Origin of the sequence: Streptomyces sp. NPDC005485 (assembly GCF_040606085.1) — a bacterium.
Lineage (GTDB): Bacteria > Actinomycetota > Actinomycetes > Streptomycetales > Streptomycetaceae > Streptomyces.
Genome location: NZ_JBEXDZ010000066.1, coordinates 13,891 through 28,357, shown reverse-complemented (window position 1 = coordinate 28,357; position 14,467 = coordinate 13,891). Strand labels below are relative to the sequence as shown.

At 71.6% G+C, this 14,467-nt stretch carries 9 protein-coding genes; 5 read left to right on the top strand and 4 right to left on the bottom strand.

The features are described from left to right. The first annotated feature begins 47 nt into the window (after window positions 1-47). The 3 genes from ABZS97_RS22540 (at window position 48) to ABZS97_RS22530 (ending at window position 6,332) form a co-directional block, all read left to right on the top strand. Complete coding sequence (locus ABZS97_RS22540) at window positions 48-2,960, top strand: SNF2-related protein (protein ID WP_356140091.1); 2,913 nt, start codon at window positions 48-50, stop codon at window positions 2,958-2,960. Next, window positions 2,957-5,194 carry an SWIM zinc finger family protein gene (locus ABZS97_RS22535; protein ID WP_356140090.1) on the top strand — a complete coding sequence of 746 codons (2,238 nt, stop codon included), beginning with the start codon at window positions 2,957-2,959 and terminating at the stop codon, window positions 5,192-5,194. The genes ABZS97_RS22540 and ABZS97_RS22535 overlap by 4 nt, the downstream gene beginning before the upstream one ends. Before the next feature lie 70 nt (window positions 5,195-5,264). Further along, window positions 5,265-6,332, top strand: a complete 1,068-nt coding sequence (locus tag ABZS97_RS22530) for a MerR family transcriptional regulator (RefSeq protein WP_356140089.1) — start codon at window positions 5,265-5,267, stop codon at window positions 6,330-6,332. 36 nt (window positions 6,333-6,368) lie between these two features. On the opposite strand, the gene ABZS97_RS22525 is transcribed toward ABZS97_RS22530, so the two are convergent. The 4 genes from ABZS97_RS22525 to ABZS97_RS22510 form a co-directional block, all read right to left on the bottom strand. Continuing rightward, on the bottom strand, window positions 6,369-7,385 hold the full coding sequence (locus ABZS97_RS22525; RefSeq protein WP_356140088.1) for a LacI family DNA-binding transcriptional regulator: 1,017 nt from the start codon (window positions 7,383-7,385) through the stop codon (window positions 6,369-6,371). Window positions 7,386-7,461: 76 nt separating this feature from the next. Beyond that, window positions 7,462-8,298, bottom strand: coding sequence for an ATP-binding cassette domain-containing protein (locus tag ABZS97_RS22520; protein WP_356140087.1), 837 nt, complete (start codon window positions 8,296-8,298; stop codon window positions 7,462-7,464). After that, window positions 8,295-9,290: an ABC transporter permease gene (locus ABZS97_RS22515; RefSeq protein ID WP_356140086.1), complete on the bottom strand. Its 996-nt coding sequence runs from the start codon at window positions 9,288-9,290 to the stop codon at window positions 8,295-8,297. Before ABZS97_RS22515 ends, ABZS97_RS22520 begins: the two co-directional genes overlap by 4 nt. A 163-nt stretch (window positions 9,291-9,453) precedes the next feature. Further along, a complete protein-coding gene (locus ABZS97_RS22510; RefSeq protein WP_356140085.1) occupies window positions 9,454-10,470 on the bottom strand; it encodes a sugar ABC transporter substrate-binding protein in 1,017 nt (338 codons plus the stop codon). A gap of 248 nt (window positions 10,471-10,718) precedes the next feature. Between ABZS97_RS22510 and ABZS97_RS22505 the strand changes: the two genes are divergently transcribed. Both ABZS97_RS22505 and ABZS97_RS22500 read left to right on the top strand, forming a co-directional pair. Next, entirely contained in the window at window positions 10,719-11,681 is a 963-nt protein-coding gene (locus tag ABZS97_RS22505; RefSeq protein ID WP_356140084.1) for a carbohydrate kinase, read from the top strand. A 219-nt stretch (window positions 11,682-11,900) separates the two neighbouring features. Beyond that, complete coding sequence (locus ABZS97_RS22500; protein ID WP_356140083.1) at window positions 11,901-14,459, top strand: GH32 C-terminal domain-containing protein; 2,559 nt, start codon at window positions 11,901-11,903, stop codon at window positions 14,457-14,459. The last annotated feature ends 8 nt before the right edge of the window (window positions 14,460-14,467 follow it).

Here is a 14,467-nt window from a genome sequence, read left to right as displayed (position 1 = left end):
AGTCGAAGACACCTGATGCGACAAAGGGGCGGGAGGTGACCGGGCGTATGGCGGATGCGGTGGATTCCGTGCACGGTGGCGTCGGCGACGCGCCGCCCGGCCACGGACCCGTGGCAGTGGCCGAGCGAGACGGGGCGAGGGTGGGTGCGCGAGAGGCCGAGCGCCTGGACCCGGCCGCCGTGTCCGTACGGCTCGCCGCCGTCTTCCTGCCCGCACCGCTGCCGCGCGCCGGCCGAGTCGCCTTCTGGTCCCCGGACGGCGACCCGCTGCCGTCCGCCGCACCGGCCGAACTCACCGTCGTACGGCCCCACGGCCCAGGCGTCCGCAGGGGCATCGTGCCCGCCGTGACCCTGCCGGTCGCCGAGGCGCTGCCGCTGCTCGCCGGGGCGCGCCGCGACCCCGCCGCCCATCCCGCCACCGCCTGCTGGGGTGCGGCCGCACTGCACGCCCTGCGACTCGTCGCGCGCGGACGGCTGCTGCCGGGCCTGACGGCCGACGGCCACGACGCGTGGCGCGCCGGCCCCCTGGACCCGGACGACATCGCGCACCTGAGGGCGGTCGCCGCGGCCCTCCCGTACGAGGGACACGCCGTACCGCTCCCCGGCAAGGGCCCGCTCCGGCTGCCCGAACCCGAGGCGCTGATGCGGTCCTTCCTCGACGCGGTCGCCGACACCCTGCCCCGCACCCCCGCCGCCCGGTACACCTCGGGAAAGCCCTTCGCCGCGGTCGAACCGCAGCGGCTGTCGGGCGCCCACGACTGGGCCGCGGAGGTCGCGGCGGGCATGGACGCGGGCGTACGGATCTCGCTGCGCCTGGACCTCTCCGCCTACCAGCTCTTCGACGACAGCGAGGGCGCACGCCGCGCGGGCGCCGCCGTGGTCCAGGTGCACAGCCTCGCCGACCCCACCCTCGTCGTCGACGCCTCGGCTCTCTGGTCGGGCAGCGCCGACGCGACGTTCGGCCCCCGCGCGCGGGTCGACGCCGCCCTCGCAGTCCGCCGCGCGGCGCGCGTCTGGTCTCCCCTGGACCGCCTCTCCGAGCAGGACCTGCCCGACGTGCTCGCCCTCTCCGAGGACGAGCTGACCGACCTGCTCGGAGTCGCGGCGACCCGGCTCGGCGCTGCCGGGGTCGCCGTGCACTGGCCCCGGGACCTCGCCCAGGACCTGAGCGCGACAGCGGTGGTGCGGCCCGCCCCCGGGTCGGCGACGGACGGCACGGGCTTCTTCGAGAGCGAGGACCTGCTCCAGTTCCGCTGGCAGCTGGCCCTCGGCGGCGACCCGCTCACCGACGCCGAGATGGATCTGCTCGCCGAGGCACACCGCCCGGTCGTCCGGCTGCGCGACCAGTGGGTCCTCGTCGACCCGGCACTCGTCCGCAAGGCCCGCAAGCGCGAACTGGGTCTGCTCGACCCGGTCGACGCGCTGTCCGCCGCGCTCAGCGGCACCGCGGAGATCGACGGCGAGACGGTCGAGGCGGTCCCCGTCGGCGCACTGGCCGCGCTGCGCGACCGGCTCACGGCGGGCGTGACACCCGTCGAGCCGCCACCCGGCCTGCGGGCCACACTGCGCGACTACCAGCTGCGAGGGCTGTCCTGGCTGGACCTCATGACCTCCCTCGGTCTCGGCGGCTGCCTCGCCGACGACATGGGGCTCGGCAAGACCGTCACCGTCATCGCCCTGCATCTGCGCCGAGCCCGCCGCGAGCCCACCCTCGTTGTCTGCCCCGCCTCGCTGCTCGGCAACTGGCAGCGGGAGATCACCCGGTTCGCCCCCGGAGTTCCTGTCCGCCGCTACCACGGAACGGGGCGCACCCTGGAGGACCTCGACGGCGGTTTCGTCCTCACCACCTACGGGACGATGCGCTCGGCCGCACCGCGGCTCGCCCAGCACACCTGGGGCATGGTCGTCGCGGACGAGGCACAGCACGTCAAGAACCCCTACTCGGCGACGGCGAAGGCGCTGCGCACGATCCCGGCCCCCGCGCGCGTGGCGCTCACCGGAACCCCCGTGGAGAACAACCTCTCCGAACTCTGGGCCCTGCTGGACTGGACGACCCCCGGTCTCCTCGGCCCCCTCAAGTCCTTCCGCGCCCGGCACGCGCGCGCCGTGGAGAACGGCGAGGACGAGGAGGCGGTGGCGCGCCTGGCCCGGCTGATCCGCCCCTTCCTGCTCCGCCGCAAGAAGTCCGACCCCGGCATCGTCCCCGAGCTCCCGCCGAAGACCGAGACCGACCACCCCGTCCCGCTGACCCGCGAACAGGCCTCCCTCTACGAGGCGGTGGTCCGCGAGTCGATGCTCGCCATCGAGACGGCCGAGGGAATCGCACGCCGCGGCCTGGTGCTGAAACTGCTCACCTCCCTCAAGCAGATCTGCAACCACCCGGCGCTCTATCTGAAAGAGAACGCGCAGGCCGCGGTGCCGGGCCTCGCCACCCGCTCCGGGAAACTGGCCCTGCTCGACGAACTGCTCGACACCCTGCTGGCGGAGGACGGCTCGGCCCTGATCTTCACGCAGTACGTCGGGATGGCCCGCCTGATCACCGAGCACCTCGCCGCACGCGCCGTCCCGGTGGAGCTGCTGCACGGCGGCACACCGGTCGCCGAGCGCGAACACATGGTCGACCGCTTCCAGAGCGGGGCGACACCCATCCTGGTCCTCTCCCTGAAGGCGGCAGGCACCGGGCTGAACCTCACCCGGGCCGGCCATGTCATCCACTTCGACCGCTGGTGGAACCCCGCCGTCGAGGAACAGGCCACCGACCGCGCCTACCGCATCGGCCAGACCCAGCCCGTCCAGGTCCACCGCCTCATCACCGAGGGCACGGTGGAGGACCGTATCGCCGAGATGCTCGAAGCCAAGCGGGCCCTGGCCGACGCGATCCTGGGCTCCGGCGAGGCCGCCCTGACCGAACTCACCGACCGCGCACTGTCCGACCTGGTCTCCCTGCGGAGGGACACATGAACGGGCCCGGGGACGAGAAGCCCCCGGCGCAGGAGGCACGCCCCGCCGACGTGGCACGCCGGGCGCTGCGCGCGGCACGGGAACGCGAGGCCCGGGGCTCGGAGACGGAGTCCCACCCGGCGGGGGGCCAGGAAGACGCGGCACCCGCGGAGGTCCCCGCACCCGAACCCCGCCCGGGCGACGTGGCCCGCGAGGCGCTGCGGCGCGGATCGGAGCCCCCTGCCGCCGTGGACGAGGCCCTCGGTGACGTCCGCCCCGACGAGCGGGCGCCTTCGGGTGCCGTACGCCCGGGCGACATCGCCCGCGAGGCACTGCGCGCCGCCCGCGAACAGGCCGCGCGGTCGCGAACGCAGGCCGGGGGCAGGGAAGTCGATACGCAGCCCGGGGCGGGGCGTCGGCCCGAGGCAGGGAAACCGACCGGCTCACGGGGCCGGGGCAGGACCCCACGCCGCGGAACGGACACCCGGGCCCAGGACCTACGGGACCTCCTCGCGGGCGCCTTCCAACTGCCCGACGCCGAGGCTGCGCCCGCCGGTGACGCGGTAAGGAGCGACCCCGCGGCGCGGGTCCCTGACGGAACGCCGGACAACCCGGTGGCGCCGCCCGGCGATGCAGAGCGGACCGATGACGTCACCCGCCCCGACAGCGAACCTCCGGACCGCGAGCCACAGGACCACGAACAGCACGACAACGAACCACAGGACAACGACCGCACCCGGCACGGCAGTTCACTGACCGGCGCGACGACCCCCGCCGTCGGCGAGGCGCCCGGGCACTCTGCACCGGAGGAGGCACCGGAAGACCACCCCGTACCCGGCGCCCGTCGTGCGCGTCACCGCGATGACGTGCGCCACCGGGACGACCCGCTGACCCAACGCCCGACCCGGCAGTCCACCTCCCGCGGGGCGCGGCCGGTGGCCGAGGTCCCGGGCGCGACCCCGATTCACAGCCTCCCCCGTTCCATGGCAGCCCCCGGCCGCGACGGTGACCTGCGCCGTACCTTCGCCGCCTTCCCGCCCCGCTCGGCGGGCGGGGGCGGCGCGGACGCCTTCGCGGAGACGTGGTGGGGGAACGCCTGGGTGACGGCCTTGGAGGAGGGCGCGCTGGACGCGGCGCGGCTGGCGCGGGGGAGGGCGTATGCCGGAAAGGGGTCGGTGGACGCGATCACCGTGACGCCGGGGCTGGTGCTCGCGTATGTGCACGGCAGCAGGCCGCGCCCCTATCGCGTGCAGGTCCGGCTGCGGACGCTGGCGGACGCCGACTGGGACCGGTTCCTGGACGCCGCCGCCGAACGGCCCGGGCACATCGCCGCGCTGCTGGACAAGGAGATGCCCCAGTCGCTCGCGGAGTGCGGTGTCGCCCTGCTCCCGGGCCCCGGCGACCTCGAACCGCACTGCAGCTGCCCGGACTCCGGCCACCCCTGCAAACACGCGGCCGCCCTCTGCTACCGGACAGCACGTCTGCTGGACGAGGACCCCTTCGTGCTGTTCCTGCTGCGCGGCCGCGGCGAACGGGAGCTGCTGGACGCCCTGTCCCGGCGCAACGCGGCCCGCGCGGCCCGCGCCGCGCAGGAGCAGGAACCGGCGCCTCTCCCCGGTGTCCGCGCCAGTGACGCCCTCAAGCCACGCGCGCTCCCGCCCCTCCCGGCCCCGCTGCCGCCGCCCGCGCACCCGCAGCAGCCGCCCGCCTACCCGGGTGCGCCCGGCGGTCCGGACCCGTTCGCGCTCGACCAGTTGGCCACCGACGCGGCGGCCCGCGCCCACACACTGCTCACCGCGGGGCGCGACCCGGTCGCGGAGCTGACGCTCTGGCAGGACGCGGTGCGCCTTGCCGCGGCCCGCCCCGGTTCCGGCCTCACCGCCGCGACCCGCGCTCTCTACTCCGCGCTGGCCTCCGCCGCCGCACGCACCCCGTCCGACCTGGCCCGTGCCGTCGCGGCCTGGCGGCAGGGCGGCCTCGAAGGCCTCACCGTCCTCGAAGAGCCCTGGGACCCTCCCGCGGGCCGCTTCGACCGCGCTCGCCCCCTCCTCCTCGCCGCCGATCTCCCCGCCTTCCGCCCCTGGCGCAACCAGCTCACCCACCCCCGCGGCCACGCCCAGCTCCGCCTGGGTCACAACGGCCTCTGGTACGCCTACGAGTCCGAGCCGGGCCACGACGACTGGTGGCCCCGCGGCACCCCCGACCTCGACCCCGTCGGCGCCCTGACCGGCCTCGGCGCACCGGGCGAGCTCTGATACCGCTCCTCAGGAAGTGGTTGACCCTCGACCTTGTTCAGGGCCCAGAGTGCCGGGTGTGGAGAACGACATGCGCAGCATTGGCGAGATGGCCCGCGACAGCGGTCTGGGTGTGAGCGCCCTGCGGTTCTACGACCGTGCCGGTGTGCTGGTCCCGGCCTGGGTGGATCCGGTGAGCGGCTACCGCTGGTACGAACCCCGGCAGCTCGAAGAGGCCCGGCTGCTGGCCCGCCTGCGCCGGGCCGGGATGCCGCTGACGGACGTTCGGCTGACGCTGGCCGGCTGGTCCGGCGCGGACACCGATCTGGTCCGGAACCTGCTCAAGGCGCACCTGCGCCGTCTCGAACAGGGGCTGTCCGATGCCCGCAGTGAGTTCTCCGCGCTCCGAGCGCTACTCGATCACCGGGAGAATGTCATGACCTCGCTCAGCATCGCCACCGTCCGGCTGTCCGTCGCCGCGCCCGAGCTGGCAGCCGCACTGGATACGGTCCGTTTCGCGGTGAGCACCGACCCGGAGCTGCCGATGCTCGGCGGGGTCCTGTTCGACATCGAGGGCGAGAGCCTCCATGCCGTGGCCACCGACCGGTACCGCATGGCTGTCGCGCGGGCCGCTGTCGCCGGGCACGACGGGAGCCGAGTGCAGGTCATCGTGCCCGCGCCGCTCGCCGACGCGATGCGGGCGCTGTTGGGCGGCGGGGGACCTGTGCGGCTCACTGTCGACGGCGACCGTGTGGCACTGGAGGCCGGGGACGGGCAGGCAGCCGGTCCGTGCCTCGGCCACGACTTCCCCGACTACCGTCGCCTCCTCCCCGCGGCCGGCGGGCGCCGCGCCGTTGTCGAGGTGGCGGACTTCCGCAAGGCTCTGGAGACCGGTCCGGTCCGCACCGGTGAGGCCGGAGAACGTGACCTCAGCCTGCTCAGGGCTGAGGACGGCGGCACGGTGACCCTCTGCGCCGACGGCGACGACGACCCGAACCGTGTCGCGGTCGACCGTGAGTTCCTGCTGGACGCGCTGGCCGCCGGGGCCCGGGACCGGCTGATCCTGGAGTTCGGCAGCCCCACGGCACCGATCGCGATCCGCCGGCCCGACGACGAGGACACCTTCTCTGTCCTGATGCCGGTCCGCCTGGAGGACTGACGGTACGTTCACCCGCCGCTGCCCCGTTGGCCGCGCCTACGGGGCGGGGCGCTCGCCCGAGCCCCGCACGATCCGCCTGGTGGGGACGGTGATCGTGCGGGCGCGGGAGCGGTCGCCGTCGAGGCGTGTCAGGGCGGTGGCCGCTGCCGTACGGCCGATTTCCTCGGGATCCTGGGCGACGACCGTCAGGGCTGGTTCGAGGGCCTCGGCGAGCGGTACGTCGTCGAACGCGACGAAGGCGACGTCCTTGCGTTTGCTGCGGGCGAGTTCGGCGACTATCCCCAGCGCCACCATGTTGTTGCCAGCGAACAGCGCCGTGGGGGGATCCGGCAGGGCGAGCAGCTTGGAGGTGGCGGCCGCGGCACCGTGCTGGTCATGGGCGTTGGTGACCAGGGAGCGGTCGTAGGAGAGACCGGCGTCCTGGAGGGCCGTACGGTATCCGGCCAGTCGTTCCCGGCGGGTGTACAGCTTGACGGGCAGGTCGCCGATGAAGCCGATGCGGCGATGGCCGTGGGCGATCAGATGGGCGACGCCGTCATGGGCGCCCGCGCGGTTGGAGCTGACGATGCTGTCCGTCGACAGTCCCACCCCCGGACGGTCGATGAAGACCACGGGAAGCCCCCGGGCCCGATGGCTCTTCAGATGGGAGTGGTCGGCGCCGACGGACGGCACGACCATCAGGATGCTGACGCGCCGGGCGAGGAACTTGTCGGTCAGGGTGCGTTCGCGATCGGGATCGTCCGCGGAGGAGCCCATGAGCAGGGTCAGTCCGCGCTCGCGGACGGTGTCCTCGATGGCGCCGGCGACAGCTCCGAAGAAGGGGTTGCCGAGGTCGGGGACGACCAGCCCGATGGTGGTGTCCGGGCCGCCCACACGGATGTTGCGTGCCATGAGGTTCGGCTGGAAACCGAGCCTGGCCACCGCGGCGAGAACCTGTTCCCTCGTCCGCGCCGAGACGGGTCCGTCCTCGTTGAGCACCCGGGAGACCGTCTTGGCACTGACACCCACTTCTCGCGCGACGTCGGACAGAGTGGGGCGGCGGTTCGCTGCCATGGTGGAAAGCGTCTCCTGTGCTCGTCGGTTCCGGCCGCGGCCTCGGCCGGAACCTGGGAGTCCTGACTGCGTGCGGTCAGCCGGCCTGCACTCCCGCGGCCTTCGCGGCCTCGGAATCCGCTACGACAGTATCTCCGGCCTCGTCGACGGTGAGCGCGCCGGTCATGATGGCGACGACCTCCGCCATGGAGTAGTCGGACGGCTTGATCACAGCAGCGCGCCGCCCCAGCCGGTGGACGTGGATCCGGTCGGCGATCTCGAAGACGTGCGGCATGTTGTGACTGATCAGCACCACCGGCATCCCCTTGTCGCGGACGCGCCGGATCAGGTCCAGGACCTGCCCGGACTCCTTCACGCCGAGGGCGGCGGTGGGTTCGTCCATGACGACGACACTGCGCGCCCACGCGACGGCGCGGGCGACCGCGACGGCCTGCCGCTGTCCGCCGGAGAGGGTCTCGACCGCCTGGGTGAGCGAGCGCAGACCGATCTTCAGGTCGGCCATGTGCTCGGCGGCCTCCCGTCGCATCCGCTTCTTGTCGAGCATGCGGAAGGTGCTGCCGAGGACGCCGGGGCGGCGCAGTTCGCGGCCGAGGAAGACGTTGGAGGCGATGTCCATGGAGGCCGCGACGGCGAGGTCCTGGTAGACCGTCTCGATGCCGTGGGCGCGAGCGCTCTGCGGGCCGGAGAACTGGATGGGTTCGCCGCCCAGCCGGATCTCGCCCGCGTCGGGGACCACCGCGCCGGTCAGGGCCTTGATGAGACTGGTCTTGCCGGCTCCGTTGTCGCCGATGACGGCGAGGACCTCGCCGGGCAGCAGGTCGAAGTCGGCGCCGTCGATGGTGGTGACGTGGCCGTAGCGCTTGACCAGACCGCGGGCCTGCAGCACGGGAGTGGGGGAGGAGGTGGCGGTCATCGGGACTTCTTCCGGGAGATCTGGTCGACGGTCACCGCGAGGATCACCAGGACGCCGGTGATCAGGGTCTGGTAGATGGAGGCGACGCCCATCAGCTGCAGGCCGTTGCGGAACACGCCGACGATGAGGACGCCGATGAAGGTGCCCAGGACCGAGCCGCGTCCGCCGAAGAGGCTGGTGCCGCCCAGGACCACGGCGGTGATGCTGTCGAGGTTGTCGGTCTGGCCGGCCTGGGGATCGCCCACTCCGGTGCGGGAGATGAGCAGCAGGGCGGCGACGCCGTACAGCAGGCCGGCCACGGTGTAGATGCCGATGGTCAGCCGGGAGGTGCGGATGCCGTTGAGGCGGGCCGCTTCCTGGCTGTTGCCCAGGGCGTAGACGTGCTGGCCCCAGCCGGTGTTGCTCAACGCGTAGGCGAGGAGGAGGAACAGGACGATGGTGACCAGGGAGCCGTAGGTGATGTCCGTGTGGCCGAGCGGGAAGGTCTCTCCGAGGGCCGTCAGCGGGCCGGGCAGGTTGGTGACGGTCTGTTCGGCCGAGTAGATGTGGGTCAGCGCGAACGCCACGTTGAGCATGCCGAGGGTGACGATGAACGGCGGCAGCGGGATCTTCTGCACCAGCAGCCCGTTGAGCAGTCCGAATCCGCCGCAGACGACTATGCCCAGGGCGATGGCGAGGAGCGGTGGCAGGGAACCCTCGGCGGCCATCTTGGCGATCACGATGCTGCCGAAGGCCATCACGGCACCGCACGACAGGTCGATGCCTGCGGTGAGGATGATCAGGGTCTGGCCGATGGCGAGGGTGCCGACGACCATGACCTGCTGCACGATCAGGGAGAAGTTGCCGCCGGTGAGGAACTGGTCGGTCGAGAGCGAGAAGAAAGCGCAGGCCAGGAGGAGCGCGACCAGCGGGCCGGTGGTCGGCGCCGTGAGAAGTCTGCGGGCCGTGGTCGGCGCTTTGAGCTCGGCGTACGGCGTGGTCGTGGCTGTCATGCGAAGTCCTTGTCGGAAGACAGAAGCCCTTGTCCGTCCTCGCCGGAGGGCAAGGAGGCCAAAGAGGACAAGAGGGTGAGGGGGCGGCCGTCCCGGGTCGGGGAGGTGCGGGCCGGCCGCCCCGCTGAGGGGGAAGGCGACGTCGTACGGTCCTGGGGGCGGCTCAGCCCCAGCAGTTCTCCAGGCCGTAGGCGGTGTCCTTGGACGTGACCCCGTCCTGCGCCTTGTCGGTGATCAGGGTGACGCCCGTGTCGGTGTAACCGGACGCCTTCTTGCCGTCCTTGGCGTACGTCACGACGGCCTTGACGCCCTCGGCGGCCATCTTCAGCGGGTACTGCTGCGAGGTCGCGGCGATCTTGCCGTCCTTGACGGCCTGGGTGCCGGTGCAGCCGCCGTCGACGGAGACGATCAGGACGTCCTTCTCCCGGCCCTTGGCCTTCAGCGCGGTGTACGCGCCCAGGGCAGCCGGTTCGTTGATGGTGTAGACGACGTTGATGCCGGGCGCCTTCTGCAGGCAGTTCTCCATCGCCGTCTGGCCCTTGGCCTGGTCGCCGCCGGTGTCCTGGGCGCACGCCACGTCCTTCTCGGTGGCGCCGAAGCCCTTCAGGAAACCGTTGTGCCGCTGGACGCCGACGGAGACGCCGGGCGCCAGGTCGAGGGCGGCTATCTTCGCCGTCTTGCCCTTCATGGCGGCCTTGGCGTACTCGCCGATCAGCTCGCCGGCCTTGAGGTTGTCGGTCGCGAAGAGGGCGTCGACCGCGCTCTGCGGTTCGGTCGGCGTGTCCAGGGCGATGACCAGGACCCCCTTGGCCTTGGCCTTCGCGATCGCGGGCACGATGGCCTTGGAGTCGCTCGGGGTGATCAGGATGCCCTTCACCCCGGCGGCGACCATGTTCTCGATGGCGGTGACCTGTCCGGCGTTGTCCCCGTCGAACTTGCCCGCCGCGGTCATCAGCTGAGCGCCGTTCTCCTTGGCGGCCTTCTCCGCGCCCTCCTTCATCTTCACGAAGAACGGGTTGGTGTCGGTCTTGGTGATCAGCCCGACCTTGACGGTGCCCGAGCCGGAACTCGTGGAACTCGAACCGGAGCCGGACCCGCAGGCCGTCAGGGTGAGGGCCGCGACGCCCGTGACCGCGGCGACTCTGAGCAGGGAGGAGGACAGACGAGTGGTGCGAGACATGATCGACTCCTGTGAGATAGCGAACGGCACGGGGTTTCGGGTCAGAGCACGCCGCCCGGGTGTCATCGTTGACTTATGTCATCGTTGACACTGCATGGCCAGGATGATGGACTCCGCATCCCGGCAACGTCAATGCCTTCCACCCGTCACAAATCGGCAACGCCCGCGGTCGTCACTCTGCGCGGCCGGTCGGTGGGAGCATCACGACGCGGTTTGCCGGCCCGACCTTTCCGAGAGAAGAGCAGCCCATGAGCCCGCGCCAGATCACGGTCCTGGGAGAGTGCGTCGCGGACGCCTTCACCGAATCGGCAGACGTTGCGAACGAACTCAGGCTGAGGGTGCTGCCGGGTGGCGGACCTGCGAACACGGCGGTCGCCCTCGCCCGCCTCGGTATGCCGACCCGCTTCCTCGCCCGCCTCTCCGGCGATGTCTTCGGCCGGCTGTTCCGGGCCCATCTGGAGGCGTCCGGAGTGGACTTGTCCCATGCCGTCGAGGCTGCCGAGCCGAGCACCCTGGCCGTGGCGGAGTTGGACGCCCAGGGGCAGGCCGCGTACTCCTTCCACGCGCAGAACACGGCCGACTGGCAGTGGACGACCGAGGAACTGGCGGGGCTGGACCTGTCCGGGACGGCCTGTGTGCACACCGGATCCCTGGCCCTGGTCCGCGAGCCCGGGGCGGCGGTGGTGGAGGAGTTCCTGGCAACTGCCTCCGCACGCGCCACGGTCAGCATCGACCCCAACGTCCGCCCGCTGCTGGTGCGCCCCGAGGTCTACCGCGCGCGGCTGCGGCACTGGTGCGCCCTCGCGGATGTGCTGCGGCTGAGCGAGGACGACCTGGCCCTGCTCCTGCCCGAAACCTCCCCCGAGCAGGCATGCGACATCTGGCACGCCGCAGGGGCGCGACTCGTGGTGATCACGCGCGGCGCCGACGGCGCCCTGGCCTCGCTCGACGGCGAACGGGTCGAGGTGCCCGCGGTGGCGACGCAGGTCGTGGACACGGTCGGGGCAGGGGATTCCTTCACGGCCGGGCTGCTGCACCGGCTCGGCGCCCGTGGACTCCTCGGCGGCCGGCTGACGGACCTCCGTCTCGACGACGTGGCGGAAGCCTGCCAATTCGCCGCGCAGGTCGCGGCCCTGACCTGCGCGGTCGCCGGTCCCAATCCGCCCTGGCAGAGCCGGCTGGCGCAGTTCGCCACGGCCGAGCGTTCCTGACGGGCAGGCGGCCGCGCCAAGGGGCAATCGCACCACAACCGTTGACGCGTGGGCCGGGTTGTGGCCATCATCGGGCCACTCGATGTCATCGATGACACAAGTCAACGATGACACCCTTGGTCGGCGACGTGGACGACGGCGCCGACAGGGCGTCACTTTTCGGTCCGTCCTCGCCCGGCAGCAGGCTCCGCCGCGTGGACGACCGCGGCAGGAGACACCATGAGCTCTGCACGTGCATCCCGGCATGCCCGCACCTGGACGATCGCGGCGGTCGTGGCCGTCTGCGTGCTGTCCGCCGCCCGCCCGGCCCCGCAGGCCGTAGCCGCGGACTCCCCGCCGTACACCGAGACCTACCGGCCCCAGTTCCACTTCACCCCGGAGAAGAACTGGATGAACGACCCCAACGGGCTTGTGTACTACAAAGGCGAGTACCACCTCTTCTACCAGTACAACCCCAACGGCAACTCCTGGGGCGACATGTCCTGGGGGCACGCGGTGAGCAAGGACCTCGTGCACTGGGAGCAGCTGCCGCTCGCCCTGTCCCACGACGACAAGGAGATGGTGTTCTCCGGCAGCGCGGTGGTCGACGTGAACAACACCACCGGGTTCGGCACGAAGAAGAACCCGGCCATGGTGGCCGTCTACACCAGCTACCGCAAGGACACGGGCGTACAGGCGCAGTCGCTCGCGTACAGCACCGACCTCGGCCGCACCTGGACCAAGTACCAGGGCAATCCCGTCATCGACATCGGCTCCAAGGACTTCCGCGATCCCAAGGTCCAGTGGTACGCGCCGACGAAGAGCTGGCTGATGACGGTGTCGCTGTCCGCCGAGCACAAGGTGCGGTTCTACTCGTCCAAGAACCTCAAGGACTGGAGTCCGCTCAGTGAGTTCGGTCCGGCCGGTGCGACGGGCGGCGTGTGGGAGTGCCCCGACCTGTTCCCCCTCGCCGTCGACGGGGACAAGAAGAACATCAAGTGGGTTCTTGTCGTCAACATCAACCCCGGGGGCATCACCGGCGGTTCGGGTGCCCAGTACTTCGTCGGCGACTTCGACGGCAAGAAGTTCACCGCCGAGGACAAGGGCACCTACACCCCGCCCGTCGGCACCGTGATGCAGGACTTCGAGGGCAGCGGCTTCGACGCATGGACGACCACCGGGACCGCGTTCGGCGACAGGCCTGCGGCCGGCGCGGTGGACGGACAGGGAACCGTATCCGGCTTCGACGGCTCGGGCCTCGCCAACAGCTTCCACGGCGGTGACGGCACCACCGGCATCCTCACCTCGCCCGAGTTCACCGTCGACAGCCGCTACCTGAACTTCAAGGTCGGCGGCGGACAGCACCCCCACGAGGCCGGGACGGTCATGGAGCAGGGAGATCCGCCCGCGGGGGCGGTCCTCGCCGACTTCGAGGGCGGCTACGGCGCCTGGACGGCGACCGGGGACGCCTTCGGCACCGCACCGGCCCACGGCACCCTGCCCGACCAGCAGGAAGTCTCCGGATTCCTGGGCAACGGTCTGGCCAACTCCTACCTGAACGGGGACTCCGGCACCGGCACCCTCACCTCGCCCGAATTCACCGTCGACAAGGACTACGTCGACTTCCTCGTCGGCGGCGGCAACCACCCCGCCGGCTCCGCCGACCCCGTAGCCGTCGAACTCCTCGTGGACGGCCAGGTGGTGCGCAGCGCCACGGGAAAGGACGCGGAAGCGCTCAACTGGTCCTCCTGGGACGTCAAGGACCTCAGCGGCAAGAAGGCGCGGATCAGGATCGTCGACGACAACACCGGCGGCTGGGGCCACCTCAACGTCGACCACATCGTGCTGTCCGACTCCAAGGCCCAGCCCCTTTCCCGGGAGACATCCGTCAACCTGCTCGTCGACGGCAAGGTCGTGAGCAGCGCGACCGGCTCCAACAGCGAGACCCTGGACTGGGCTTCCTTCGACCTGCGTGCCTACGCCGGAAAGAAGGCACGGGTCCAGATCGTCGACATGAACACCGCAGGCTGGGGCCACATCATGGCCGACCGGTTCACGGCCGCCGACGCCCCCGCCAGGTCCGTGGTGCAGCGCGCCGACTGGGCCGACTACGGCAAGGACTACTACGCCGCCGTGTCCTGGGAGAACGTGCCGGGTGACAAGCGCTACATGATCGGCTGGATGAACGACTGGGAGTACGGCGGCTCCATCCCCACCTCGCCCTGGCGCAGCGCCCAGAGCATCCCCCGGCAGATGGCCCTTCGCACCGTCGACGGCCGCCTCCGGCTGACGAGCCGGCCCGTCGACAGCCTGGCCTCCCTCCGCGACGAGGACCCGGCGACGGCGTCCGGTGTCACCGTCAAGAGCACCTCGAAGCCCCTGATCGGCCCCGCGGCCGAGGGCAAGGCGCTCGACATCGAGGCGACCTTCTCCGTCAAGGACGCCGAACGCTTCGGCCTGAAGGTACGCACCGGCGCCGACGGCACGGAGACCGTCATCGGCTACGACACCACGACGCAGGAGCTGTACGTCGACCGCACCCGCTCCGGTGCAGTGGACTTCAGCGGCGCCTTCCCCGGTGTCCAGCGTGCCCCGCTCAAGGCCGAGAACGGCAAGGTGAAGCTGCGCATCCTCGTCGACTGGTCGTCCGTCGAGGTCTTCGGCGGCAGCGGTGAGGCCGTGATCACCGACCAGATCTTCCCCGACCCCGCCGACCAGGGGGTGCGACTCTTCGCCGAGAACGGCTCGGCGAGGCTGGACAAGGCCGTTGTCCACCACCTCGACTCCGCCCACGACTGACAAGGATT